The following is a 24,354-nucleotide window of genomic DNA, read 5'->3' as shown; positions in this document are numbered from 1 at the left end:
AGAACTAATTGAACGGAACGTTTATGCCCTGCCATGGAGTGCTCTACTGAGATCACGCCCGAACGGTGTTGCAGGTCACCCTCAGTGTCCATAACGCACCAGCTCGGGCGGCTTCACCAGACACACGATGCTAGTCGAGGCTCTTCTCATGGATCAACTGGCGTTGGCGGAAACCCCAGCCGCCCGATGCGCCTATTACCGACATACCTGCGACCTTCCCGCCGGATTCGTTCCGGAGATCGGCCGGATCATCGTCCGCGCCGGATTCGTCGGCGCGATAACCATGCCCGCGCCGCTGGGTCAGCAGGTCCACGACGATTTGATACATCATCGAAATCCATTGGGCCCCGTCATCTCTCATGTGCGCTCGAAGCGCTGGACCTTTCTGGTCCGGCCGGATCTGCCCGACGACGTACGGCTGTTCGCGGAACTGTTCCGGCTCAACATCTCGATCGTGCCGATCGGTGGTGAGATCGCGCTGCCCTCGCCCGCTGATGCGCACGCCGGGTATCGCGAGTGGATTGTGGCGCCGGAGAACCGCTTTCGGCCCGCCGGTACGTCGATCGTGGACACCGTGCGCTCGTGCCGGAACACAGGTATCCGATGACGACGGGCCAACTCCCCGCGAAACATCAAGTGCTGCAAGCGTGCCGGGGTGAGCACCCGGAGAACAACCCCCTCCTGCGGTGCGCGCACGAACTGACCACGCTGCACGAACGCAGGCTGGGCGCGGGCCGGGAGGTCACCGACGAAATCGACGCGCTCCGAGCAAGTTTGGTGCGCGACATCGACCGCTGGATCACCGTCCAGCTGCCGCCCGCGCACGGTGCCGCGCACGTGCACACCGAGACGGTCGGTGCCGTGATCGACCGGCTCGCCCAGTTCACCGCCAACGCCTACGCCGCGCTGGCGAGTGCCTCCGAGTGGGACCTGTGGGACGCCTGGCAGCGGCTCGCGGAATTGGCCGTCGGCTACGACGACCTCGCCGCCGAGGTGTCCGCGGGCGTGCGCCGATTACCAGGCGCGTCGTAAATCTCACGCGCGCGGCGGCGGCCCGGACTTAGGGTGGGCGCATGGGGAATACGACTGATCGAGATGCGAGCAAGCGTGCCCTGCATGCCCGGCGGGCCTCCTCCTTCGGCGCCCACGCCATGGACTATGCCGAACACCGGCCGGACTATCCCCTGGCGGCCATCCGATGGGCGCTGGAGGCGGTGCCGACCGTACCGGCGCCGATCGTCGTCGACCTCGGGGCAGGCACCGGCAAGCTCACCGAGGGGCTGCTCGCCGTGGGCGCGTCGGTGATCGCGGTGGAGCCCGACGACGGCATGCGCGTCGAGCTGATGCGGCGGCTGCCAGGGGTGCGTGCGCTGGAGGGGTCGGCGGAGGAGATTCCGCTCCCGGACGGGTCGGTGGACGCGATCGTCGCGGGGCAGGCCTTCCACTGGTTCGATCAACAGCGCGCGTTTCCGGAGTTCGCCCGGGTGCTGTGCAAGGGTGGCACCTTCGCGGCGCTGTGGAATACCGACGACATGCGAGTGGACTGGGTCGCCGAATTGGGCCGGGTCGCCCGCTCGGACGCGTCCGCGCCGCCGCCGGAACTCGGTGACGCGCAGCTGCCCGAGCACCCGCTGTTCGAGATCTTCGAACGCGCCGAATTCCCGCATACCCAGCGGCGGACCGCGGAGTCGCTGGCCGCGACCATCGGCACTCATTCGCACACCCTGGTGGTCTCACCGCAGCAACGGGCCGAGGTGCTGCGCCGCGTCACCGAATACCTGCGCAGCAGGCCGGAGACGGCGGAGGGCGAATTCGACCTTCCCCTAGTGACTTTGGTGCTGCGCGCCGAACTTCGAGACAACTGACCGACTGCTACCGGCCCTTCGCACCGTCGGCGTCGACTACCTGCCGCAAGGGAATTCGCACACCACGCGCACTTTCCCGATGCGCGTGCTCGTCGCGCTGCGGGTGACGCGGACCCGAACCGCGTGGTGCGCCAACCGTATTCGAGTAGTGGTCTACTCGCGTCGCCCCCACCCACCCCGACATACGCTTTCAGCAGAGTTCAGGTACCGGAGAAAGTCAGAGTTCAGGTACCGCAGGATCAGGCACAAATGTCGACCTGATTCGACACCGAGCAACGCTGCTCGGCACAACGTCACGGTCGAGCGCAGCAGGCGCAAGGAACGACGACACCGATCCAGCGACACAGCTGGGTATCGTCCAAGATTCGGTAGCGGCAGCAATGTGCCGCAGGCGGATCACGAGGCGAGATCGTCCAGCGGGGGCCGCCACCCCGGCCGGCGTCGGTGCGCATCGACTCCTCGCCGCGCGTGTCACCGACCGCCAGTGTCTGGCGCAAACTGTTGCGCCGCCCGACCTTCCGCGTGGAGGGGCAGGAGTCGAGCGGCGCCTATAGTCGGCGCGCCCGCACTCTGCCTACTCCGGGCGGAGGGTGAGGATGCGTGGGCCGTCCTCGGTGACGGCGACAGTGTGTTCCCAGTGGGCGGCGCGGGTGCCGTCGACGGTGACCACGGTCCAGTCGTCGTCGAGCACCTGGGTCTGCGTGGTGCCGAGGGTGAGCATCGGTTCGATCGCGAGGACCGATCCGACCACGAGTTTCGGTCCCTTGCCCGGGTCGCCCTCGTTGGCCAGGAAGGGATCCAGGTGCATTTCGCGGCCGATAGCGTGCCCGCCGTAACCGTCGACGATGCCGTAGGCGCGGCCGTGCTCCTGCTCGGCGGCGCGGGTGCCGAGTTCGATGGCGTGGGAGACATCGGAGAGCCGGTTGCCGGGCAGCATCGCCGCGATGCCGGCCTCCATGGAGAGTTTGGTCGCTTCGCTCAGCAGCCGATCGGCTTCGATGATGTTGCCGACGCCGAACGTCCAGGCCGAATCGCCGTGCCAGCCGTCCAGAATGGCGCCGCAGTCGATCGAGACCAGGTCACCCTCGGTCAGGATTTCCGCCGCGGTCGGAATCCCGTGTACCACACGGTCGTTCACCGACGAGCAGATCGAACCGGGGAAACCGTGGTAGCCCTTGAAGGACGGCACCGCACCCGCATCGCGGATGAGCTGCTCGGCCACCTCGTCGAGTTCGAGGGTGGATACCCCCGGCTTGGCGGCCGCACGCACGGCGACCAAGGCGCGGCCGACGATCGCACCCGCCGCGGCCATGGCATCGAGCTCGCCCGCCGTGCGGAACGGCACGACCTTCTTTTTACGGTTGAAGACCATTCGGCCTCAGTGTCCCAGCGCACGCAGTGCGCGCGCGTTGACCTCGTCGACCTCGCCGACACCGTCCACCGAGACGACCAGTCCGTCGTAGTGCTCGAGCAACGGCTCGGTCTCCTCGCGGTACACCCGGAGCCGGTTGCGGATCACGCCTTCGTTGTCGTCGGCGCGCCCGCGGGCGAGCATCCGCTCGACGACGGTGTCCTCGGCCACCACGAAGCACAGCACCGCGTCGAGCTTGGTGTCGATGTCCTTGAGGATCTTCTCCAGCGCGTCGGCCTGGTCGACCGTGCGCGGGTAGCCGTCCAGGACAAAGCCGTTCGCGGCGTCGGGCTCGTTGACCCTGGCCTCGACCATGCGGTTGGTGATGTCGCTCGGCACCAGATCGCCTGCGTCCATGTACTTCTGTGCTTCACGGCCGAGCAGTGTCTGCTGGCTGATGTTCGCGCGGAACAGATCCCCGGTGGAGATGTGCGGGACGCCCAGTTTTTCCGACAGGAGGACGGCCTGGGTGCCCTTGCCGGCACCCGGCGGACCGAGCAGTACAACTCTCACTTGAGGAACCCTTCGTAATTTCGATTCATCAGCTGACTCTCGATCTGCTTCACCGTGTCCAGGCCGACGCTCACCATGATCAGCACCGCGGTGCCGCCGAACGGGAGGTTCTGGGTATTACCGGAGGCACCGATGTCGAGGAACAGATTCGGCAGGACAGCTACGAGACCGAGGTAGATCGAGCCGGGGAGGGTGATGCGACTCAGCACATGATTGAGGTAATCCGCGGTGGGCTTGCCGGGGCGGTACCCCGGGATGAAGCCACCGAACTTCTTCATCTCGTCCGCGCGTTCCTCCGGGTTGAAGGTGATCGCGACGTAGAAGTAGGTGAAGAACACGATCAGACCGAAGTAGATCGCGATGTAGACCGGGTTGCCCGGGTTCACCAGGTACTTGGCGATGATCTCCTGCCACCAGCTCGGGTCCGGGTTGTTCTGCGAGGACGTGAGCTGGGAGACCAGGTTGGGCAGGTACAGCAAAGAGGAGGCGAAGATCACCGGGATGACACCAGCCTGGTTGACCTTCAGCGGCAGGTAGGTCGAGGAGCCGCCGTACATCTTCCGGCCGACCACGCGCTTGGCGTACTGCACCGGAATGCGGCGCTGGCCCTGCTCGACGAAGATGACCGCGGTGACGATCGCCAGCGCGGCGACACACACCAGCCCGAAGACCAGACCGCCGCGGCTGTCCAGGATGGACTTGCCCTCGGTCGGGATGCGGGCGGCGATACCGGCGAAGATCAGCAGCGACATGCCGTTGCCGACACCGCGCTCGGTGATCTGCTCGCCGAACCACATGACCAGCGCGGCACCCGCGGTCATCACCAGCACGATGATGATCATGGCGAAGATGCCGTTGTTGGAGATGATCTCCTTGTCGCAGCCCTGCAGCAGCTGGCCACGGGAGGCGAGCGCGACGAGGCCGGTGGCCTGCAGGACCGCGAGCGCGATCGACAGGTACCGGGTGTACTGCGTCATCTTGGTCTGGCCGGACTGGCCTTCCTTGCGCAGTTCCTCGAACCGCGGGATGACGACGGTCAGCAGCTGGATGATGATGCTCGCGGTGATGTACGGCATGATGCCGATCGCGAACACCGACAACTGCAGCAACGCGCCACCGGAGAACAGGTTGATCAGCTGGTAGATACCGGCGTCTTCACCGCCGGACACCTGCTTGACGCACGCCTGCACGTTCTTGTAGTCGACGCCGGGGGACGGCAGCGCGGCACCCAGACGGTACAGCGCGATCAACCCCAGCGTGAAGAGAATCTTCCGCCGTAAGTCCGGAGTCCGGAAGGCCGATACGAAGGCGGAAAGCACAGATCCTCCTGGCGAACGACATGGTCAGGACATGGAAATTTCAAGCAAACCGCAGATCCGACGATTCGGCATCTGGGGACGCTGAAAACCATGACGAGGCTTGGCAGACAACAACTTGAACTCTAACAGTGGCACCGGACGAGCTTTCACTCGTCCGGTGCCATTGATTGTCAGAGTACCGTCAGCCCAGCTCGGTGACGGAGCCACCGGCCGCAGTGATCTTTTCCTTGGCAGCGCCGGTGACCTTGTCGACGGTCACCTGGACCGCGACGCCGATCTCGCCGTCGCCGAGAATCTTCACCAGCTGGTTCTTGCGAACCGCGCCGGCGGCCACGAGCTCGGCCTTGCCGATCTCGCCGCCCTCGGGGAACAGCTTGGCGATGGCACCGACGTTCACGACCTGGTATTCCGTACGGAACCGGTTCGTGAAGCCCTTGAGCTTGGGCAGCCGCATGTGCAGCGGCATCTGCCCACCCTCGAAGGAGGCCGGGACGTTCTTGCGTGCCTTGGTGCCCTTGGTACCACGGCCCGCGGTCTTACCCTTGGAACCCTCACCACGGCCGACCCGAGTCTTCTCGGTCTTGGCACCGGGCGCGGGGCGCAGGTGATGCAACTTGATGGTCATGTCAGACCTCCTCAACTGTCACGAGGTGGCGCACGACGTTGATCAGGCCACGGTTCTGCGGGTTGTCCTCGCGAACCACGGTCTGCCGGATCTTGCGCAGGCCGAGCGTGCGCATGCTCTCACGCTGGTTCTGCTTGGCGCCGATCGTGCTCTTGATCTGGGTTACCTTGAGATCTGCCATTACCTGGCACCTCCCGCAGCCTGGGCGCGCGCACGCAGCATGCCCGCAGGGGCAACGTCCTCGAGCGGCAGGCCACGGCGAGCCGCGACCTCTTCCGGACGCTGCAGCATCTTGAGCGCCGCAACGGTCGCGTGCACGACGTTGATGGCGTTGTCGCTACCGAGCGACTTCGCCAGAATGTCATGGATACCAGCGCATTCCAGCACGGCACGCGCCGCGCCACCGGCGATCACACCGGTACCGGGCGAGGCCGGACGCAGCATGACGACACCGGCCGCCGCCTCACCCTGAACCGGGTGGACGATGGTGCTGCCGATCATCGGGACGCGGAAGAAGCTCTTGCGAGCCTCCTCGACACCCTTCTGGATGGCCGCCGGAACTTCCTTGGCCTTGCCGTAGCCGACGCCGACCAGACCGTTGCCGTCACCGACGATCACGAGGGCGGTGAAGCTGAAGCGACGACCACCCTTCACGACCTTGGAGACGCGGTTGATCGCGACTACGCGCTCGAGCTGGTTCTTCTCGGCCTGCTGGTCGCGGCGGTCGTTGCCACCGCGGCGGTCGCGGCCGCCACCACGCTGGTTGTCGCCGCCACCGGCGGCACCATTCTGCTGTCCGGCGGGTCCGCTGCCGCCGTCACGCCGTTGACGTCCCGGCATCAGACGTTCCTTCCGTTGGTCTTGATCATCAGAACTTCAACCCACCTTCGCGAGCAGCGTCGGCGAGCGCCGCGATGCGGCCGTGGTAGTCGTGACCACCACGGTCGAACACGACGGCCTCGACGCCGGCAGCCTTGGCACGCGCGGCCAGCAGTTCGCCGACCTTCTTGCTCTTGGCCGACTTGTCGCCGTCCAGCGCACGCACGTCGGCCTCGATCGAGGACGCGGCGGCGATGGTCTTGCCGATCGAATCGTCGACCAGCTGCGCGTGCAGGTGCCGCGAGGAGCGGTTGACCACCAGGCGCGGACGCTCGGTGGTGCCTTCGACCTTCTTGCGCAGACGGAAGTGGCGGCGGGTCTTCGACAGACGACGCGTCGTGGACGCGTCCTTGCCGCGCGGCTTGCGCTTGGCGATCTGGTTTTCGGTTTGCGCCATGATCACTTACCCGTCTTTCCGACCTTGCGGCGAACGACCTCGCCGGCGTAGCGGATGCCCTTGCCCTTGTACGGGTCGGGCTTGCGCAGTCCGTGGATCACAGCGGAGATCTGACCGACCGCCTGCTTGTCGATACCGGACACGGAGAACTTGGTGGGCGACTCCACCGCGAAGGTGATGCCCTCCGGCGCCTCGATCGGCACCGGGTGGCTGTAACCCAGAGCGAACTCCAGGTTCGAGCCCTTGGCCTGCACGCGGTAACCGACGCCGAAGATTTCCATCTTCTTCTCGTAGCCCTTGGTCACGCCTTCGACCATGTTGGCGACGAGGGTGCGGGTCAGGCCGTGCAGCGAGCGGTTCTGACGCTCGTCGTTCGGGCGAACGACCTCGAGCTGGCCGTCTTCACCCTTGGAGATGGTGATCGGCTCGGCAACGGTGTGCGACAGGGTGCCCTTGGGACCCTTCACCGACACGCGCTGGCCGTCGATGGTGATCTCGACGCCGGCCGGAATTGCGATGGGCTTCTTGCCAATACGCGACATTTGTCCTACCTCCCCTTACCAGACGTAGGCGAGGACTTCCCCGCCTACACCTTGCTTGGCCGCCTGGCGATCGGTGAGCAGACCGGTCGACGTGGAGATGATCGCCACGCCGAGGCCGCCCAGGACCTTGGGCAGGTTGGTGGACTTCGCGTACACACGCAGACCCGGCTTCGAGACGCGGCGCAGGCCCTGCAGGCTGCGCTCACGGCTGGGGCCGTACTTGAGGTCGACAACGAGGGCCTTGCCCACGGTCGCGTCCTCGGTCCGGTAATCGGCGATGTAGCCCTCGCGCTTGAGGATCTCGGCGATGTTCGCCTTGAGCTTCGAGTGCGGAGCCTTCACCTGATCGTGGTACGCCGAGTTGGCGTTGCGCAGACGAGTCAAGAAGTCCGCGATCGGATCAGTCATGGTCATGGTTAGACCTCGACACCTTTCTCGCTACGGTTCCCATGCAACACCGGCGAGCACAAGGCATGCCGATCGTGGGCCTACAGCAATTGGGCTGGTCCGGTCGACGCTTGCCGACCGGAGTTGAGTTCTCTGAACGAGTTCTCGGTACCAGGGCGGGGCCGCATGTCGGTGCAGTGCACCAAGACATGCAGGCACAGTTGTGCCCAGGCAACCGGTCTAGTGTAGACAACGCCCAGCTGAGACCCAAATCGAGGCTCAGCAGCTCGGACCTACCGGCGCTGCCCCAAGCTACTTCAGAGCCCGCAACCGCGCGCTGATGACTTGCACGTCCTCGATCGAGCCCTTCGCAACCTCCACCATCAGCGCTTCCGCACCGTCGACATCCAGGGGTAACGTCACGCCGTTCAGCCCGAGGAACACGACTGCCGAAATCCATGCCGTGCGCTTATTTCCATCGACCAGCGGATGGTTGATAGTCAGCGACTGCAGTAGCGCGGATGCCTTGTCGAACAGATCTACATACGCTTCCTGCCCGAACATTCCTGAAGACGGCCGGTGAACCGCGGAGTCGAGCAAACCGATATCCCGCACCCGAACGGGTCCACCGAACGCGACCTCCGCGATGTGCAGCACATCCTCCAGATCGAGGTACTCGGTCACTTGAGCCGCTCCATGAGCTCGGCCCACCGGGTCACCTCACCAGCAGCGAGCTCCCGGACCCGGTCCCGGTGAGCGTGCCGAGTCAGGTACTCCTGCACCGCTTTGTTGATCAGGGCATTCATGCTCACGCCCTCGGCGGCAGCCTGGTCGCGGAGTAGGTTGTTCGTCTCGTCGTCGGTGCGGTAGTTGATGGTCGTCATGACACCACCCTACCGGTCCGTGGCCCCAAAATGGCCCCACGGCCCGATTGGCGATGCTGAGAGTTGCGCCAGTGCACAGCACGTCGGCCACAGCCGCGATGAAACCAGCCAAAGCAACCTCGCGGCCCCGCTCTCCAGCCTCGGCCATCACTCGACGCCGAGCTCATTGCGCCGGGCATTACCCAGGTCCACTGGCAAACTTGCAGCTTATTGAACGCAACAAGATCGCAATTCACCTGCCAGCGGGAGCCCTGCTGATCTTCAGCGCCACGGATCCGCGATCCAGCAACCTCCAGAGGACACCTCAGCGAACGTCACGTGACCTCTATTGCGCGGCGATAGAGCTGCGCACACTGGTTGGGTACTCCCGACTGGCGTAACACTCCGAACGCGGGTCACGGTGTACCGACCGGAAGATCTGAAACATCGTTGAGGAGGAACCGCGGGTGAACGTCATGGTCGAAATGACTGCCCTGACTCTGAACCGCCCCACCGCCGAGGCCGGCGATATCGAACGCGCGGCCTGGTACGAGGCGAAAGCCAATCTGCACACCTACCTCGCCGGGCAAGGCGGCTCCGACGCTGCGCGGGAAACCGCCCTGGCAGTCAGCGCGCACCAGCGCTCGCTGGAACTGCTGGGTCAGCAGAACTGAGTCCTCTGCCGTAAACCGCCAGCGGTCGCCCACGCGCAATCAGACGTCCAGATGCGTCTTGATCGCTGGGGCGACTCGGGCGATCAACTCATCCAGGCTTTCCGAGGCGATGGGCTCGACCCGCAGGATGTAGCGCAGATAGGCGATGCCGAGGAGTTGGGCCATCGCCAGGTCGATCCGCAATTCCGCATCCTGGCCGGGTAGTGCCGCCGCGATTTGGGCGTACACCTGGCCTTGGATGAATTGCCGGACCAGGTTGGCGGACTCCTCATGGGTAGCCGCGCCGCGCAGGATCGCCGACAGCGGTGCGCGGGTTTCCGGGCGGTCCCAGGCCTCGAAGAACACCCGCGTCAGCCGCTCCCCTATCCCGCGCGGGTCACCAGCGGTGATCCGGGCCGCGAGGTCCGCGGGCTCGAACGGCCAGCCCATCGTCGCGCGGAACAAGTCCGCTTTGCTACCGAAATAGTGCCTGATCAGCGCGGGATCAACCGCGGCTTCCGCAGCGATCTCGCGCACCGTCGTCTTGTCGTAGCCGGCTTCGGCGAACCGGCGGCGCGCCGTCGCCAACAGGACTTCCCTGGTATCGGCCTTGCCGGGCCGTCGTCCGATCGGAGGCATGGTGCCAGAAACTCTACAAGCGTTGATTTCCTGCCGCCCGCAGCGATACGCTGAAAGCAGTAATTCCACAACTGAGGAGTTCCTGGAATGCCTGCTCCACGCTGGATCGCCCGCGTCAACCGGGTAGGGCTCAACCGGATCACCAAGTTCATCGCGCCCTGGGCGCCGGGCTGGGCAGTGGTGATACATCGTGGACGAAAATCAGGTCGAACCTTCCGGACACCGCTATGGGCCTTCCGGCGCGACGACAGATACGTCATCGCGCTGACGTACGGCCCCGAATCCGATTGGGTGCGAAACGTTCTCGCCGCCGGAGGATGCCAACTCGAATCCCGACGGCGCCGCTACGAGGTCGGCAACCCCCACGTGTACCGCGACGAAACCGCCGCCGAGATGCCACCGTTCATCCGCTTCATGCTCCGCCGAGTACTCGCAGCCCCACACTTCCTCAGCGTCGACATTCGTCGTGAACTGCAACGCTGAACATCGAGCCGCACCGTAGCCGATAGCACGCGGATTCAGTCGGTCTCAGAGATTCCAACCTCCGGATGTACACCAGTCTTGGAAGTCCGCTCTCTGAAGAGGTTTTCGAACTTCTTAGGCTTGATTAGGTACAACGAGCCGGGATTCGCATCCTCGGCAAGCCCTTGAGCTGCAAGGCTTTACGCGCTTGCGACGCAGTCATGACTGGAACGCCCAGCTGAGAGCAAAATCGTGATAGCCCGACGATCCGGCATTAGACATGAAGGAGCCCCAGGCGCGTGATTGCTCAGAGGCGACACTGGGGCGTTCGAAAGCTACGATACCAGCCATGACGGGGGGCGTCGACGACGGCGACACAAAGGTATGGGAACTTCTCTCTGAACCGCGCACAGCGCCGTACCTACGCGCCAGCAACGGGGACCGCGCCGCGGCTCTCGCCTTGTACCTGTGGAGCGCCCGTACCGCCGCTGCATCATTCGAGATGTTGGGCCACCTGGAAGTGTTGCTACGGAACGCACTCGATGGCGCGCTACGTGACCACTGCGACGAGCATTCGTGCGGTATCCCTTGGTTCCTGTTGCCAACGCCGGGCGGCGAGGTCGTATCAAACGCGGTCGAGGTGGTTCGGACACGGCTGCGCCCCCAGGGGCGGGAGACTCGTGATCAGATCGTCGCTGGTTTGAGCTTCGGGTTCTGGTCAGGGCTACTGGGGGTCAAATACGAGCAGCTGTGGCGCGACTGCCTGCACCATGCGTTTCCCAATTCCTCAGGGCGCCGAAAGCAAGTCGCGAGCGCGCTCGAGGGCGTGCGCAAGTTCAGAAACCGTCTCGCACACCATGACTCGATGCTCAACCTCGATGTTCCATTCGAGATTCGCCGAATCATCGAAGTCGCAGGCTATATCGACCACGATGCAGCGAAGTGGCTGACCCATATCAGCGCGGCCATGGAGACATACGCTGAGCGTCCGATCGCGGCATCCGACACAGTAGTTGTGGCTGCACGTTCGGCATGGCCGTTGTACCAGAAGTGTCATGCGTACGTATGCCAAGCAGGTCGCACCTTTCGAGCCATCGAACGAATAGCGTTCTATACCGACTCCGTCATCCAGCCAGATGTGCCGTTGGTTAGGCATCGGCGTGACGGTGTCGACTGGTCGGCGGATTCAGCCCTCAGTCTGAGCGGTTCACAAGATTCGAACGACCGCAAGATCGCATCGGTTATCGAAACGTCCCGGGCGCTCGGCTGGACGGAAGGGGTGTATCAGGTGTTCCTATTATCTCACCAAGGTGACCCGCAACACCGTTCCTTACCCAGCCCGATCAGACATCAGGGCGTAGGCCGTGGATCGGCGTTTACCCAGAGGCAGCGCTATGTTTCGTTGCATGCACTCGAGACGGCGGCTACCACAGCCGACCTCTGAATCTGCCTCCGCTTCGACGATCCACCGAAATTCTAGCGCTCTATCGTGAAACTCTCACTCTCGCCCAACGTGGGCGGTGCCGATAAATCAGCGGACGCAGATTCGGTCAGTCCGAAAAAATCGAAAATCCGCCCAGCGGTAGCTCAGATACTATCCCTTCAAGCGCTTGAGGTCCTCAAACCCTATCGCCCCGGCGGGTGATAAATCCCCTCGAACAGCAACGGTGTTGTCGATGACGGGAAACTCTCCGCTGGCGTCGAGTTCATAGAGGCGATAGGCGATGTAGTCGACATCAGGATCGTTGTGACGCCGCCCCAGCTCCTCGAGAACTGTGAGTAAACCTGCAGTACCCCCGAAGCGAACAAGCACCTCTGCGGCGTCTACCTGCATAGTCACAACATCATCATCCAATAGCTCACGCAGCCGCCGCTGGGCCCGCTGATCGTCGATGAATCTGCCTAGTTCAGGAATCGCGTTGACCCGTGTCAGACCGTCCGCGCTGCGAGAGCGCTCGAGAACCTGCTCGAGTGTAGTGTCATCTTCTTTAGGCGCCGAATTCATCATGGAATCTCCTCGGGCAGGGCGGGTCGAACAGTATCGTTCAGAGTTCTGGCATATATTTCGCCGGTATGAGGATTGACATTCCTTTGAACGTCTACCACGTGCGGTGTCTCTATATAGTTTCCAGTCGATTTGTCGAGGTGCGGCTTCCCAGTGATATCGACACGCTTGGTCGCTATACCGTCAGCATCATAATATGAGTAGTGAGTTATATTGCCGTGCGCATCGCGCTTCACCAAATATCCATGCGGTGGCCCATTTTTCACAGGTAAGCTACCGTTCTTCCACACCAGGGCCTTATCCAGTTCTTGCTTGATCGAAGGCTTGGGAGCCCCTCCAACGTCGTCGCCCTTCTTCCCCAGACGGTCTCGAAGGTCCTCGACCGCCTGTTTGGCCTTCGCCATCGCAGCCTTCGTATCATCGGCCAACCCTTTGAGTTGCAACGCTTTGCGCGCCCGCCAGGCCGTGACGGCGCCTTTGATCTTCTCGGCCCAGCGTCGGGCCGACTCGACGGCTTTGGCGCCGGCGATCACGCCGCCGACGCCGGTCAGGCAGGTGGCGATGACGGTGACCGCCACGGTGATCGCGGCTTCGGCGATGATGGATTCGATGAAGCCTTTGACCTCGTTGCGTAGTTCTTCGATCGATTGCTTGTAGTCGAGGCAGGTCTTGCTGATCTGCTTGCAGGTGTCGAGTAGAGCTCCGATGGAGGTCTCTAGGGTCTTCAGGTCTTCGCGGACCTGTACCGCGTCCTTGGAGATCACTCCGTCGAAGAGACTGGCGGAGATCGTTATTTTGTCTTTGGCGTTGGTGTTCTGGTAGATCGTGCCGAGGCGATCCCAGGCGTCGGCTGCCTTGGTGAGAGTGTCGGTGTTGCCGTCTGGGAGGGGGCAGTTGATGGCGTCTAGTACTTCGATGGAGGTTTTCGCCAGGCCCTGTGGGGTTCCGCCGGCGGCTGAGGCGGGGAGGGCGTAGGGGCCGAAGGTCAGTGTTGATGGGGCGTCGGCCGGGCGGTCGGGCTGGGCCGTACCCTTCAGCGCCGCATCGGATTTGGCGTGTTCGAAACCGAGGTCGTTGAGGGCGGTGCCGTAGGCGCGCAGGGTCGAGAAGGTTTGGTCGAAGAAGGATACGGTTTCGCGGGCCGACTCGTCGTAGGAGGTGGCCCAGGCTCGGCCGTCTTCGTCTCGGCCTGCCATTTGCCCGCAGCTGTTGAGTTCGGCGAAGACGTATTTGAAGCTGTCGTTGAGGGCGGCTGCGGCGTCGAAGCAGTTGGTGGCGGCCTGGTAATAGACCTTGGGATCTACCTCGAGTTTCTCGGTCATATGCCGAGAATCCGGAGGGTTTGGGAGGCGGCGTTGGTGTAGCTTTCGTGGGCTTTCTTCAGGGCCTTTTCCAAGGTTGCGAGCCCGTCTTGCATGTCGGTGACACCCGCGGCCCACTCGGTATGCGCCTCGCTATAGGCCACTGCTGCCGCGCCGACCCACACGCCTTCGACTTCCTTGGCCTTCGCCTCGAGTTCGGCCAAGCGATCTGCGACGGCCGCCTTATACGCGCGCATGCGAGCGGCCAACTCCTCGAGTTTGGCGAGGTCGACCGAGAATGCTGGTGTCTCACCGGTCATGAGATGGCACCCCGATCAAGGAAGGTCCAGGGAGCTGAGGCCGGCGGCGTAGGACTGGTCGGTCCCGCGCAGGGTTTCGGCGGTGACCCCCAGCTTCTCGGCTAGTTCGAACAATGCGTCCCACACCTGATCCGCACCCTCGTGGAACTCGTCCCACGCGGCCGTGAAAGCGCCTGCGTTGTTCCCCGCCCAGCTGTCGATCGTGACCTTCGTGTCGGTGACCAGCGACGAATACCCGGACTTCAACTCGTCCGCGATCTGGTAGGCCATCCGCCCCAACGCTTTCACCTCTTCGGGCTCGACCGATAGATCTCCCATGGCCCACTCCTCTCGATGGTGACGCAGGCGGTGCTTTATCCCCGTTTCTTATATGACGCACCAGGCACCGCTGCGGTTCCGTTGGATTCGCCCCACACCGCGAATAAACGCGCAAAGGCACGGCCTCCACTGGAGGCCGTGCCTTTGTACGGGTTCCCGCTTACGCGGGCGCACTCACGAAGAGCGCAAGCTCACCAGGAGCTCTTGTGCACGCCCGGCAGCTCACCGCGATGCGCCATCTCACGAAGGCAGACGCGGCAGAGGCCGAACTTGCGGTAGACCGCGTGCGGGCGACCGCAACGCTGGCAGCGGGTGTAGGCGCGAACGGCGAACTTCGGCTTGGCCTCAGCCTTGATCCGCAGTGCTTTCTTGGCCATCGTCAGTTCTCCTTGAACGGGAAGCCGAGGTGCTTGAGCAGGGCGCGGCCCTCTTCGTTGTTCGTCGCGGTGGTCACGACGGTGATGTCCATACCGCGCGGACGGTCGATGGAGTCCACGTCGATCTCGTGGAACATCGACTGCTCGCTGAGGCCGAACGTGTAGTTGCCGTTGCCGTCGAACTGCTTCGGCGACAGGCCGCGGAAGTCGCGGATACGGGGCAGCGCGATGGAGACCAGACGATCCAGGAACTCCCACATGCGATCGCCACGCAGGGTGACCTTCGCACCGATGGGCATGCCCTCACGCAGTTTGAACTGCGCGATCGACTTGGTCGCCTTGCGGATCTCCGGCTTCTGACCGGTGATCAGCTCCAGGTCCTTGACGGCGCCGTTGATCAGCTTCGCGTCCCGGGCGGCGTCGCCGACACCCATGTTCACGACAACCTTGACCACGCCGGGGATCTGCATGACGTTGGCGTAGTTGAACTCGCTGTTCAGCGCGTCCTTGATCTCGGCGCGGTAGCGCGCCTTCAGACGCGGCTGGGTCTGCTCAGAGGTAGTCATGTCAGATGTCCTTCCCGTTGTTACGGGAGATCCGGACCCGCTTGCCGCTCTCCTCGTCGGTCCGGTAACCGACGCGGGTCGGCTTGCCATCGGAGTCGACGATCATCACGTTGGACACGTGGATCGGAGCTTCCTGGGTCACGATGCCGCCCGAAGAGGCGCCGCGCTGGTTGGCGGAGTTCGCGACGTGCTTCTTGATCCGGTTCACGCCCTCGACCAGGATGCGGTTGCGCTCGGGGTAGGCCTGAATGACCTTGCCCTTGGCGCCCTTGTCCTTACCCGAGATGACGAGCACGGTGTCGCCCTTGTGCACCTTCATGTCAGAGCACCTCCGGGGCCAGCGAAACGATCTTCATGAACTTCTTCTCGCGCAGCTCGCGGCCGACCGGGCCGAAGATGCGGGTGCCACGCGGGTCGTTGTCCGCCTTGATCAGCACGGCCGCGTTCTCGTCGAACTTGATGTACGAACCGTCCGGGCGACGGCGCTCCTTGGTGGTGCGCACGATGACGGCCTTGACGACCTCACCCTTCTTGACGTTGCCACCGGGGACAGCGTCCTTCACGGTAGCGACGATGATGTCGCCGATACCGGCATAGCGACGCGACGAACCACCGAGAACGCGGATGCAAAGGATTTCCTTCGCGCCCGTGTTGTCGGCGACGCGCAGTCGCGACTCCTGCTGAATCACTTCAGCTCCTCCTGGACCTGGATGTATACGCACGCCGGATTGCCGACCCGACGGGCATGGTCAGTTGCCCTCCGGACGCGTGCCTGCCAGCGGTTTCGTGGCTCTGAATGTGCAACTCGAGAACCAACCACTGGGGGTTCACTGCCGGATTGCGGGCATAGCTCCCGCAGGCAACCGGTCTAGTGTAGGTGAATCCCCAGGTCGTTCCCAAATCGGGGGTCGGTCGGGAATCCAGGAGGTGCGGACGCGCCCCGGGAAACTCGGGCTAGCAGGCGCGCGCCACTACCCTCGGATCGAGCAAGATCAACGAAGCACCGTTCGGCTCGACCGTACCGAAAAGGGGATGCTCTTGAGCTCGTCCGCTCGTCTCGATCGCCGCGCCTTCCTGCTCGCCCTGGCGGCCGCGCCCGCCGCGGCGGCGCTGGCCTCCTGCTCCCAGCAATCACAGGTCTCCGATGTTCGGCTCACCGGCGTCGATCTGGCGGGTGCGAATCCGGCGGTCCGACCGCAGGACGACCTCTACCGCCACGTCAACGGCACTTGGTTGCGCGACTATCGGCTGCCGCCGGACAAGTCGTCGTTCGGGTCGTTCGACGAGGCCAACGATCGCACCGAGCAGCAGTTGCGCGGCATCGTCGAGGGCATCCGCAATCCACAGCCGGGTTCGACGCAGCAGCAGATCCGCGATCTGTACGACGCCAGGCTCGATCGCGAGGAGATCGAGCGACTCGGCATCACACCTGTCGCAGACCTGCTCGCGGCGATCGACGGCGCGGCGACAAAGGCGGACCTCGCTCGCGTGATGGGCTCGCTGCCGATCGCGGGCCTGATCGGCTTGCAGGTCGTGGTCGACCAGAAGAACTCCGCCAATTACATCGCCATGGTCAGCCAGTCCGGCATCGACATCAATCTGGACGAGCAGTACTACCGCGAGCCCGAATACGCCGAGCAGCTCGCGGCCTACCGCACCTATCTGGAACGCATTGCCGCGGGCGCGAAGCTCACCGATCCCACCGGCACCGCGCAGCGGGTGCTCGACCTGGAGACCCGGATCGCCGCGGGCTACTGGGACAGCGTCCGCGATCGGAATCCCGACACCACCTACAACCTGCTGAGCTGGACCGAATTGACCAGGCTCGCACCGCAATTCGACTGGGATCCGTGGCTGACGGGCAGCACCGACCGGCCCAAGCAGCTCTTCGACAGCATCGTCGTCCGGCAGCCCTCGTTCGTCACGACCGCAGGACAACTCTGGGCCGAGGTCGATATCGATCGGTGGCGGGAGTACCTGCGCCTCAGCGTCATCAAGGAATTCGCGCCCTACCTGCCCAAGGAAATTGCCGACGCCGCCTTCGATTTCGTCGACAAGGCACTGCAAGGCCGCGATCAACGCCAGGAGCCCTGGAAGGACGGCCTCGCGACGGTCAGCCTGTATCTCGGCGAGCCCTTCGGCAAACTGTATGTGGAGCAACACTTTCCAGCGCAAGCCAAGGATCGGGCCAAGGCGCTGGTGGCCGATTTGATGGACGCCTACCGGCAAGATTTCACCAACTCGTCGTGGATGTCGCCGCCGACCAGGCAGGCGGCGCTGGCGAAGCTGGACAAGATCGTCGCCAAGATCGGCTATCCGGACAAGTGGATCGACTACTCCGGAGTGAAGATCACCAGGGGCAAGCTGGTCGAATCTCTGCGCGCCGCAAGGGCTTTCGAGGTCAACCGATCCCTCGTCAAGCTCGGCACACCGGTCGACCGGGCCGAGTGGGGCTTCCCGCCCCAGACGGTCAACGCGATGTATGACCCGACCGCCAACGAGATCACCTTCCCCGCCGCCATCCTGCAGTCACCGTTCTTCGACGCCGATGCCGCACCCGCGGTCAACTTCGGCGGCATCGGCGCGGTGATCGGCCACGAGATCGGACACGGCTTCGATGACCAGGGCGCCAAGTACGACGGCGACGGCAATCGACGCGACTGGTGGACCCCCGAGGACATCGCCGCCTTCGAGGCCAAGACCAAACAGCTGATCGAGCAGTACAACGCGCTGGTGCCCGACGGCTTGGATCCGAGCAAACACGTCAACGGCGCACTGACCGTCGGCGAGAACCTCGCCGACCTGCGCGGTTTGCAGATCGCATTCGCCGCATACCGCGCCGCCGCACGGCGCGACGGTACGGAACCGGACCTGAAGACCGTGTTCCTGTCCTGGGCCAGGATCTGGCGGCAGCAGGCGACCAAGCAGACCAAGGAGCGGCTGCTCACCATGGACGTGCACTCGCCCAACGAGTTCCGCGCCAATCAGGTGGTCCGCAATATCGCCGACTTCTACAGCACCTTCGGCGTCGTGGCGGGCGACAAACTCTTCCTCGCACCGGATCAGCGGGTCACCCTGTGAGATGGGGCAGCCGGTAGCACCGCGGGCGGGTAGCCTCGGGCGAACAAATTGCGCCTGACGAGATGCGGCGGACCGCATCGGGAGAGGAATCCGCGTGACACGTCTCGGACAGCTGGACCGTCGTGCCTTCCTGATCGCGCTCGGGGCGGTGCCGGCCGCTGCCGCGCTCGCGTCCTGCGCGAGCGATACCAAGGAGACGAGTAAGACGCTCACCAGCGTCGACATGGGTGGTGCGGACGAGGCGATCCGGCCGCAGGACGATCTGTACCGCCATGTCAACGGGAAGTGGTTGCGCGAGTACCAGTTGCCGCCGGACAAGACGTCCTTCGGCTCCACGAGTGAGGCCTTCGAACGCACCCAGCAGCAACTGCGCGAGATCGTCGAGGGCATCAAGGATCCCAAGGACGGCTCCGAGGAGCAGCAGATCCGCGACCTGTACGACGCCAGGGTGGACTGGGACACGATCGAGCGGCTCGGGATGACCCCGCTGGCCGGGCTGTTCGCCAAGGTGGACGGCGCGGCGACCAAGGCGGACCTGGCCAAGGTGATGGCCGAGTTGCCGATCGGCGGCTTGATCGGACTCGGTATCGGCACGGACCGGAAGAACTCCAACGCCTACATTCCCTCGGTCGGCCAGTCCGGGCTCGGGCTCGGCGAGCAGTACTATCGCAAGCCCGAGAACGCCGAGGTGCTCGCGCAATACCGGGTCTTCCTCGAACGTATCGCCGCGGGTGCGGGTTTCGCCGATCCCGCCGCGATGGCGCAGCGCGTGTTCGATCTGGAGAAGCGCATCGCGCCCGCGCATTGGGACAATGTGCGCAACCGCGATGCCGACGCGACGTACAACCTGTTCAGCTGGAAAGACATGGTCGCTCTCGCACCGGGATTCGACTGGGACCCGTGGCTGGCGGGGAATACCGACCGGCCGAAGCAGCTGTTCGACACCATGGTGGTCGGCCAGCCGTCCTTCATCACGGCGGCGGGCCAGCTGTGGACCGAGGTCGATATCGCCACGTGGCGTGACTATTTGAAGCTGAGCGTGCTGCGCGAGTTCGCACCGTTCCTGCCGAAGGCGATCAACGACGCGAACTTCGAGTTCAAGGGCCGCGTGCTCAACGGTCAGGAAGAGCGGCCGGAGCGCTGGAAGTACGGTGTCGGCATCGTCGACGAGAAACTCGGCGAGCAGCTCGGAAAAGTGTACGTGGAGAAGTATTTTCCGCCCGCGGCCAAGCAGCGCGCGAAGGAAATGCTCGATGATGTCATCGCCGCGTATCGGGAGAACTTCACCAACTCGTCCTGGATGTCGCCCGCGACCAGGGAGGCGTCTCTGGCGAAGCTCGACAAGATCGATCCCAAGATCGGTTACCCGGACAAGTGGGTCGACTACTCCAAGCTGAAGATCACCAAGGGCAAGCTCATCGAATCATTGCTCGCCATCAATGAATTCGAGGTCAAGCGCGCCTTCGCCCGGCTCGGTGGTCCGGTCGACAAGACCGAATGGGGAATGTCGCCGCAGACGGTGAACGCCTACTACTCGGCGAGCTCCAATCAGATCGTCTTCCCCGCCGCCTACCTGCAGCCGCCGTTCTTCGACAAGGACGCCCAGCCCGCCGTCAACTTCGGCGCCGTCGGGGCCACCATCGGCCACGAGATCGGCCACGGCTTCGACGACCAGGGCTCGAAATACGACGGCGACGGCAATAGGCGCGACTGGTGGACCCCTGAAGATCGGGCCGCCTTCGACGCCAAGGCCAAGCAGCTCGTCGACCAGTACAACGCATTGGTGCCGGAAGGGCTCGAGCCGAGCCAGCACGTCAACGGTGAACTCACCGTCGGTGAAAATCTCGCCGACCTGCGCGGCTTGCAGATCACGTTGGCCGCGTTCCGAATCGCCGAAAAGCGGCGCGGCATAGACGATCCCGACTACCGCACCATGTTCCTGTCCTGGGCCCGCAGCTGGCGCGAGAAGCAAACCGAGGAACTCACGGTCCGCTACCTCTCGTCGGATACCCACTCTCCCGCCGAGTTCCGCTGCAACCAGGTCGTACGCAACCTGGAGGAGTTCTACCGCACGTTCGGTGTCAAGGAAGGCGACAAACTCTTCATGGCACCGGATCAGCGCGTCACCTTCTGACCGCAGCCCTCGGCTTCTCGCATGCACCCAGCGTGCGGGAAGCCCGGGCTGCTACGTCGAAAGCGACGTCCGATTAGCGCCGGTCCCGGCCGACGGACCTGGGCAGACTGGGCGCATGACTCGATCCACCACTGATCCGATGACCGTGTTGACCAGCATGTATGCGGCCGAGGCGCAGTACATGGCGGCGGGTGGGCCGGGCAGTGCTTCGTTCGACCTACTCGCCCCGTATTTCGCCACCGATGTGGTGCTGCACCAAGCTGCCGGATTGCCTTACGGCGGAACTTGGCATGGGCACGCGGGCATGGAGCAGTTCTTCCTCGCAATGGCGCGCACCTGGGAAATCTTCGAACTGCTGGAACAGAAGTTCCTGGCAACCGGCGAAACACCGGTGGTGCACACGCTGGTCCGCGCCCGCGCCCGCACAACCGGCCGCGAGCTCACTTTCCCTATCCTGCAGGCGATTACGATCACCGACGGCCGGATCGCGGAGGTTCATCCGTTCTACTGGGACACGGCGGCTATCGCGGCGGCCTGTGCGCCCTAGCCAGAGGACCGTGCCGCTTCCGCAAAGGAAGTCGTTGTGCCGTAACCGCTTTCCGCATCGACCAGTTCATGGATGAAGTCGCGGCTGATCGACATACGTGAAGGCGGCTGCTCGGGCGCGGGCCTTCGGCCACTCGCGGGCGAATTCGAGTAGGTTCTGCAGCTCAGACGTGCGATCGCCGGTCGCGGGCGGTATGGCGTATCGCTCGGGGTCGGCGGCGTAGCCGAACGCGTTGCCGCGTGCTTTTATCTGGACCGCGTAGGCGAGTCGCAGTGCGTAATCGGCGACGCTGGTCTCCGGTCGAATTGCCTGGTCGGTACCCAGATCGGGCATATAGGGCCGCAGGTGCAGCGCGGCGTCTTGGATCTCGACTGTCATGCGATACAGACGTGGCGCGGATTCCTGTTCGGACGCCTGCTCCTGGCTCAGGACCACCTCGGGCATCGCATCGGTGAGGTCGCGCCACAGCGGTTGCAATCGGCGGCAGGCCCGCCCGCTGCTGTCCCAGCCGATCAGCGCCATTATCGCGAGCACCAGCGGGACCGCGATCAGTCCGGCAAGGATCGCGAAGGCCACGCCGGCCGCCGCGATCCACGCGATCCCCGCGTTCTGCGGCGCACTCCCGTGCATCGCCCGCCAGATGGTGACGGTTCCGGTCAGTTCCCAGTAGAGGACAACGACGAGCAAACCCCAGTAGGCCAGCTTTTCCGTGGTCGAAGAACCCGCGGTGCGCAGCTCCCGGACGCAGGCCAGCGCGACAAACAGGCCCGAAACCATCCCCAGCAGATTGCAGCCCAACCACACCACCGTGAACAACGTCGGCGGTCCGACCAGCACTGCGATCGCGACCGCCGCGGCCAGGGCGTGGTAGCGCCGCTGCCGTAGCGGCGCCGCCGCGGTGTCGCCGTCGGCGAGCGTCCGCGCGAAACCATAGAGATTGGCGCCCGCCAGGACGCCGCCGACCAGGAACAGTTGGGGCGCAAGCCCGTCCAAGTGCAGGGTGGCCGCCGAGCCATACAGCGCCAGCGCGCCGACATACCAGCTCAGCGCGGAATTGATGCGACGGTCCAGAGTCGTTTCGTTGACCAGGATCCACCTGCCGACGACCACGGAGATCCCGATTACCGCTATCGGCAGCACGATCCATAACGGGATGTCACTCATCGCTGTCGAGCTTAGAGCCAACCGCTGAGCAGCGGGACCGCCGATCAGTGCGCGGGAACGGGGACGGTGTGTGCGAGTTCTTCGGCCTCGGCAAGCTCGGACTGCTCGTCGTGCACGTATTTGTTGCCCGCGAAGAACGATGCGGCGGCGGCCAGGAACATCATGATCGCGGCAACGACGAACACGACGACCAAGCCGGTGTGGAAAGGACCGGTGAGCAGGTGGGGGAAGAACTCCTGACCGGTGAGGGTGTCGGCCTGCACGCCGGGCCTGGTCAATTCGCCGGTGGGGCCGAGCAATTCCTGGATGGGATTGAAGCCGAGGAAAGCGGCGATCATGCTGGCCACCGGGGGCAGCCCGGCGACGTCGGCGGCGGCCGCCGCGGAAACACCCTGGGCGCGCAGCCCGGCATCCAGTGCCGAGGGCAGGCTGGCGGCGAGGCCGACGACCATGAGCGAGAAGAAGATGCCCATGGACAGCGCGTTGCCGCCGTTGAACAGCGTGCCGCGCATGCCCGAGGCCGCGCCGCGCTGTGCGGCGGGCACGCTGGACATGATGGCCGCGGTGTTGGGCGAGAAGAACAGTCCGCTGCCGATGCCGTTCAGCAGGATGATCGCGGCGAACACCCAATAGTTGAAATCGACGGGGACGACCAGCAACAGCAAGAAGGTCAGTGCGGCGATCAACGCGCCGCCGGTGGTGAACGGACGCGAACCGTAGCGATCCGACAGCCAGCCCGAAATCGGCCCGGCGGCAAGGAATCCTACGGTCAGTGGCAACAGATAGATACCGGCCCACAGTGGGGTCGACTCGAAGCTGTAGCCGTGCAACGGCAACCAGATGCCCTGCAACCAAATGATCAACATGAACTGCATGCCGCCGCGACCGATGGAGACCATCAGATTGCTGAAGTTGCCGAGACCGAAGGCACGGTTGCGGAACAGCGCGAGATGGAACATCGGGTCGGCGACCTTGCTCTCCACCACACAGAACATGCCGAGCAGGGCGATACCACCGATCACCGATCCGAGCACCCAGGGACTCGACCAGCCGGTGGCGTGGCCGCCGTAGGGCTGAATGCCGTAGGTAATGCCCGTGAGCAGCGCGGTGAGCCCGAGCCCGAAGGTGATGGTGCCCGCCCAGTCGAGCTTGCCCGCCGACCGGACGCCGACCTCGTGCAGCGAGCGGTACGACCAGAGCGCACCGAGCACACCGATCGGAACGCTCACCCAGAACACCGCGCGCCAATCCCATTCCGACAGCACGCCACCGATGAGCAGGCCGAGAAAGGAGCCCGCGACCGCCGCAACCATGTTGATGCCCAGCGCGGTACCGCGCTGCTTGGCCGGGAAGGCATCCGTGAGGATCGCGGCCGAGTTCGCGGTCAACATCGCGCCGCCGACGCCCTGGAGCACGCGCCAGACGATGATCCACATCGCACCGGCGCCACCGTGGAACGGATCGAAGGACAGTGCCAGCGCGCAGCAAGCGAAGGCAGCAAAACCCCAGTTGTACACGCGAACTCGGCCGAAGAGGTCGCCGAGCCTGCCGAACATGACGACGAGCACCGCCGTCGCCAGCAGGTAACCCATCAACATCCACAGCAGGTATCCGACATTGCCCGCGTCGAGCGGGTTCAGACCGATACCCCGGAAGATCGCGGGCAGCGAGATCAGCACGATGGACGAGTTGATCGCGGTGAGCAGCACCCCGAGCGTGGTGTTGGTCAGCACGATCCACTTGTAATGGGGGTGATCCCGGTCGTATCGCGCCCTACGGCGCACGGTGCTGACCTCGCCGAAGTCGAGATCGGTGGATGGAGTCGTCACGGCAGCCCCTCACAGATGATTACCTCGGCAAACTATATAATTAGCCGATCTAACTATCAACAGGTGGCCGACCAGCGCGCGAGTTAGATAGGTTAGCCTTGGCTGAATTGCCGGGCGGTATCTCGACCGAACGCGGCGGAGCACTTCCTCGAAGGGG

The 24,354-nt window shown here is 64.2% G+C and carries 31 protein-coding genes; 9 read left to right on the top strand and 22 right to left on the bottom strand.

Going from position 1 to position 24,354, the window contains the following annotated elements:
• The first annotated feature begins 148 nt into the window (after positions 1-148).
• Genes IBX18_RS13720 through IBX18_RS13710 form a run of 3 tightly spaced genes read left to right on the top strand, consistent with a single transcriptional unit; the run spans position 149 to position 1,865 of the window.
• Entirely contained in the window at positions 149-607 is a 459-nt protein-coding gene (locus IBX18_RS13720) for a DNA-directed RNA polymerase subunit beta (RefSeq protein ID WP_194834062.1), read from the top strand.
• On the top strand, positions 604-1,032 hold the full coding sequence (locus tag IBX18_RS13715; protein ID WP_107654166.1) for a DUF4254 domain-containing protein: 429 nt from the start codon (positions 604-606) through the stop codon (positions 1,030-1,032). Before IBX18_RS13720 ends, IBX18_RS13715 begins: the two co-directional genes overlap by 4 nt.
• A 41-nt stretch (positions 1,033-1,073) precedes the next feature.
• A complete protein-coding gene (locus IBX18_RS13710) occupies positions 1,074-1,865 on the top strand; it encodes a class I SAM-dependent methyltransferase (RefSeq protein WP_194834061.1) in 792 nt (263 codons plus the stop codon).
• A 574-nt stretch (positions 1,866-2,439) separates the two neighbouring features.
• Here the strand turns inward: IBX18_RS13710 and map are convergent.
• From map to IBX18_RS13655, 11 genes are all read right to left on the bottom strand, one after another.
• Positions 2,440-3,237 carry a type I methionyl aminopeptidase gene (gene map, locus IBX18_RS13705; RefSeq protein ID WP_194834060.1) on the bottom strand — a complete coding sequence of 266 codons (798 nt, stop codon included), beginning with the start codon at positions 3,235-3,237 and terminating at the stop codon, positions 2,440-2,442.
• 6 nt (positions 3,238-3,243) lie between these two features.
• Complete coding sequence (locus tag IBX18_RS13700; protein WP_107654163.1) at positions 3,244-3,789, bottom strand: adenylate kinase; 546 nt, start codon at positions 3,787-3,789, stop codon at positions 3,244-3,246.
• Positions 3,786-5,108: a preprotein translocase subunit SecY gene (gene secY, locus IBX18_RS13695; RefSeq protein ID WP_107654162.1), complete on the bottom strand. Its 1,323-nt coding sequence runs from the start codon at positions 5,106-5,108 to the stop codon at positions 3,786-3,788. The genes IBX18_RS13700 and secY overlap by 4 nt, the downstream gene beginning before the upstream one ends.
• A 181-nt stretch (positions 5,109-5,289) precedes the next feature.
• Positions 5,290-5,733 carry a 50S ribosomal protein L15 gene (gene rplO, locus IBX18_RS13690; protein WP_194834059.1) on the bottom strand — a complete coding sequence of 148 codons (444 nt, stop codon included), beginning with the start codon at positions 5,731-5,733 and terminating at the stop codon, positions 5,290-5,292.
• Position 5,734: 1 nt separating this feature from the next.
• Positions 5,735-5,914 carry a 50S ribosomal protein L30 gene (gene rpmD / locus IBX18_RS13685; RefSeq protein WP_107654160.1) on the bottom strand — a complete coding sequence of 60 codons (180 nt, stop codon included), beginning with the start codon at positions 5,912-5,914 and terminating at the stop codon, positions 5,735-5,737.
• Positions 5,914-6,573: a 30S ribosomal protein S5 gene (gene rpsE, locus IBX18_RS13680; protein WP_194834058.1), complete on the bottom strand. Its 660-nt coding sequence runs from the start codon at positions 6,571-6,573 to the stop codon at positions 5,914-5,916. The genes rpmD and rpsE overlap by 1 nt, the downstream gene beginning before the upstream one ends.
• Positions 6,574-6,601: 28 nt before the next feature.
• Positions 6,602-7,009 (bottom strand): 50S ribosomal protein L18, encoded by a 408-nt coding sequence (rplR, locus tag IBX18_RS13675; protein WP_107654158.1) that lies wholly within the window; start codon positions 7,007-7,009, stop codon positions 6,602-6,604.
• A 2-nt stretch (positions 7,010-7,011) separates the two neighbouring features.
• Complete coding sequence (gene rplF / locus IBX18_RS13670; protein WP_107654157.1) at positions 7,012-7,551, bottom strand: 50S ribosomal protein L6; 540 nt, start codon at positions 7,549-7,551, stop codon at positions 7,012-7,014.
• 15 nt (positions 7,552-7,566) lie between these two features.
• Positions 7,567-7,965, bottom strand: coding sequence for a 30S ribosomal protein S8 (gene rpsH, locus IBX18_RS13665; protein ID WP_069161946.1), 399 nt, complete (start codon positions 7,963-7,965; stop codon positions 7,567-7,569).
• A 285-nt stretch (positions 7,966-8,250) separates the two neighbouring features.
• The gene (locus IBX18_RS13660) at positions 8,251-8,622 is read right to left on the bottom strand and encodes a type II toxin-antitoxin system death-on-curing family toxin (RefSeq protein ID WP_306796253.1); all 372 of its coding nucleotides are present in this window, start codon (positions 8,620-8,622) and stop codon (positions 8,251-8,253) included.
• Positions 8,619-8,822, bottom strand: coding sequence for a CopG family transcriptional regulator (locus tag IBX18_RS13655; RefSeq protein WP_194834056.1), 204 nt, complete (start codon positions 8,820-8,822; stop codon positions 8,619-8,621). The genes IBX18_RS13660 and IBX18_RS13655 overlap by 4 nt, the downstream gene beginning before the upstream one ends.
• Before the next feature lie 464 nt (positions 8,823-9,286).
• Between IBX18_RS13655 and IBX18_RS13650 the strand changes: the two genes are divergently transcribed.
• Positions 9,287-9,475, top strand: a complete 189-nt coding sequence (locus IBX18_RS13650; protein ID WP_228540923.1) for a hypothetical protein — start codon at positions 9,287-9,289, stop codon at positions 9,473-9,475.
• Between the two features lie 39 nt (positions 9,476-9,514).
• On the opposite strand, the gene IBX18_RS13645 is transcribed toward IBX18_RS13650, so the two are convergent.
• Entirely contained in the window at positions 9,515-10,093 is a 579-nt protein-coding gene (locus IBX18_RS13645; protein ID WP_194834055.1) for a TetR/AcrR family transcriptional regulator, read from the bottom strand.
• Positions 10,094-10,180: 87 nt separating this feature from the next.
• Here IBX18_RS13645 and IBX18_RS13640 point away from each other — a divergent pair, with 87 nt between their 5' ends.
• Together IBX18_RS13640 and IBX18_RS13635 are read left to right on the top strand one after the other, a co-directional pair.
• Complete coding sequence (locus IBX18_RS13640) at positions 10,181-10,576, top strand: nitroreductase family deazaflavin-dependent oxidoreductase (protein WP_194834054.1); 396 nt, start codon at positions 10,181-10,183, stop codon at positions 10,574-10,576.
• A gap of 328 nt (positions 10,577-10,904) precedes the next feature.
• Entirely contained in the window at positions 10,905-11,999 is a 1,095-nt protein-coding gene (locus IBX18_RS13635; protein WP_194834053.1) for a hypothetical protein, read from the top strand.
• Positions 12,000-12,149: 150 nt separating this feature from the next.
• Here IBX18_RS13635 and IBX18_RS13630 read toward each other — a convergent pair whose 3' ends face one another.
• From IBX18_RS13630 to rplN, 8 genes are all read right to left on the bottom strand, one after another.
• Positions 12,150-12,563, bottom strand: coding sequence for a HEAT repeat domain-containing protein (locus tag IBX18_RS13630; RefSeq protein ID WP_194834052.1), 414 nt, complete (start codon positions 12,561-12,563; stop codon positions 12,150-12,152).
• On the bottom strand, positions 12,560-13,882 hold the full coding sequence (locus tag IBX18_RS13625) for a polymorphic toxin type 24 domain-containing protein (protein ID WP_194834051.1): 1,323 nt from the start codon (positions 13,880-13,882) through the stop codon (positions 12,560-12,562). The genes IBX18_RS13630 and IBX18_RS13625 overlap by 4 nt, the downstream gene beginning before the upstream one ends.
• Positions 13,879-14,181, bottom strand: a complete 303-nt coding sequence (locus tag IBX18_RS13620; RefSeq protein ID WP_194834050.1) for a WXG100 family type VII secretion target — start codon at positions 14,179-14,181, stop codon at positions 13,879-13,881. The genes IBX18_RS13625 and IBX18_RS13620 overlap by 4 nt, the downstream gene beginning before the upstream one ends.
• A 15-nt stretch (positions 14,182-14,196) precedes the next feature.
• Complete coding sequence (locus tag IBX18_RS13615; RefSeq protein WP_194834049.1) at positions 14,197-14,499, bottom strand: WXG100 family type VII secretion target; 303 nt, start codon at positions 14,497-14,499, stop codon at positions 14,197-14,199.
• A 191-nt stretch (positions 14,500-14,690) separates the two neighbouring features.
• A complete protein-coding gene (locus IBX18_RS13610) occupies positions 14,691-14,876 on the bottom strand; it encodes a type Z 30S ribosomal protein S14 (RefSeq protein WP_040731429.1) in 186 nt (61 codons plus the stop codon).
• A gap of 2 nt (positions 14,877-14,878) precedes the next feature.
• The gene (rplE, locus tag IBX18_RS13605) at positions 14,879-15,442 is read right to left on the bottom strand and encodes a 50S ribosomal protein L5 (RefSeq protein ID WP_107654148.1); all 564 of its coding nucleotides are present in this window, start codon (positions 15,440-15,442) and stop codon (positions 14,879-14,881) included.
• 1 nt (position 15,443) lies between these two features.
• Entirely contained in the window at positions 15,444-15,761 is a 318-nt protein-coding gene (gene rplX, locus IBX18_RS13600) for a 50S ribosomal protein L24 (protein ID WP_107654147.1), read from the bottom strand.
• Position 15,762: 1 nt separating this feature from the next.
• Positions 15,763-16,131, bottom strand: coding sequence for a 50S ribosomal protein L14 (gene rplN / locus IBX18_RS13595; RefSeq protein ID WP_107654146.1), 369 nt, complete (start codon positions 16,129-16,131; stop codon positions 15,763-15,765).
• Between the two features lie 349 nt (positions 16,132-16,480).
• On the opposite strand from rplN, the gene IBX18_RS13590 reads away from it, so the two are divergent.
• The 3 genes from IBX18_RS13590 (at position 16,481) to IBX18_RS13580 (ending at position 21,204) form a co-directional block, all read left to right on the top strand.
• A complete protein-coding gene (locus tag IBX18_RS13590; RefSeq protein WP_373889188.1) occupies positions 16,481-18,523 on the top strand; it encodes a M13 family metallopeptidase in 2,043 nt (680 codons plus the stop codon).
• Positions 18,524-18,617: 94 nt separating this feature from the next.
• The gene (locus IBX18_RS13585) at positions 18,618-20,657 is read left to right on the top strand and encodes a M13 family metallopeptidase (RefSeq protein WP_194834047.1); all 2,040 of its coding nucleotides are present in this window, start codon (positions 18,618-18,620) and stop codon (positions 20,655-20,657) included.
• Positions 20,658-20,772: 115 nt separating this feature from the next.
• The gene (locus IBX18_RS13580; RefSeq protein WP_194834046.1) at positions 20,773-21,204 is read left to right on the top strand and encodes a nuclear transport factor 2 family protein; all 432 of its coding nucleotides are present in this window, start codon (positions 20,773-20,775) and stop codon (positions 21,202-21,204) included.
• A 66-nt stretch (positions 21,205-21,270) separates the two neighbouring features.
• Here IBX18_RS13580 and IBX18_RS13575 read toward each other — a convergent pair whose 3' ends face one another.
• Positions 21,271-22,368, bottom strand: coding sequence for an MAB_1171c family putative transporter (locus IBX18_RS13575; RefSeq protein WP_194834045.1), 1,098 nt, complete (start codon positions 22,366-22,368; stop codon positions 21,271-21,273).
• A gap of 44 nt (positions 22,369-22,412) precedes the next feature.
• Positions 22,413-24,197, bottom strand: coding sequence for an MFS transporter (locus IBX18_RS13570; RefSeq protein WP_194834044.1), 1,785 nt, complete (start codon positions 24,195-24,197; stop codon positions 22,413-22,415).
• Between the last annotated feature and the right edge of the window lie 157 nt (positions 24,198-24,354).

Origin of the sequence: Nocardia sp. XZ_19_369, from assembly GCF_015355715.1 — a bacterium.
In the GTDB taxonomy this organism is placed as follows: Bacteria; Actinomycetota; Actinomycetes; order Mycobacteriales; family Mycobacteriaceae; genus Nocardia.
Note: the sequence above shows the minus strand (reverse complement) of the source record. Positions and strands in the feature narration are given on the sequence as shown.